This is a genomic window from Oleiphilus sp. HI0128 (genome assembly GCF_001635365.1).
Map to the genome: position 1 here is coordinate 1 of NZ_LWGG01001502.1, position 615 is coordinate 615.

A 615-nucleotide genomic window follows, 5' to 3' on the forward strand; every position below is an offset into this window, starting at 1 on the left:
CTCTTGTGGCGCCGAAAGCGCTTAGCGCCATTGGAGCCAGTTCAGATTTGGTCGCGTACGGTTTGTATCTCGACTTGTTAGGTGATGTGTGTGATGGAAAAACACATCACGAGTTACCTTTGGGGGAAGAGATCGGGCGAGCTAAACTCGCCTTAGATCTCGCGGCTAGCGGTAAAACAACCGCCTTGGTTTCGAGTGGCGACATCGGCATTTATGCGATGGCAACGTTGGTGTTTGAATTGTTGGATCAACAACTCTTAAAGCAAGCGCAAGGCGAGGCCTTAGATCATCCAGAATGGCTAGATGTTGAGATAGACGTTGTCCCTGGAATCTCTGCCATGCAAGCGGGCGCAAGCCGTGTCGGCGCCATGCTCGGTCATGATTTTTGTACCGTATCGTTATCTGATTTGCTAACGCCTTGGGAGACGATCGAAAAGCGTATTCATAGCGCTGGCCAAGGTGACTTTGTTATCTCGTTCTATAACCCCGTATCTAAAAAGCGTGATTGGCAGTTGAACCATGCGCGAGACGTTTTGCTCCAGTACCGACCGGCTTCGACGCCCGTTTTGTTGGGGCGCCAATTAACCCGTGAAGACGAGTCCATCACCATTACCA

At 50.9% G+C, this 615-nt stretch carries 1 protein-coding gene; it reads left to right on the forward strand.

Annotated elements, in window-relative coordinates; genetic code table 11:
- Positions 1-615: precorrin-3B C(17)-methyltransferase (locus A3763_RS24725; RefSeq protein WP_156495316.1), on the forward strand; the 615-nt coding region annotated here is incomplete at both ends.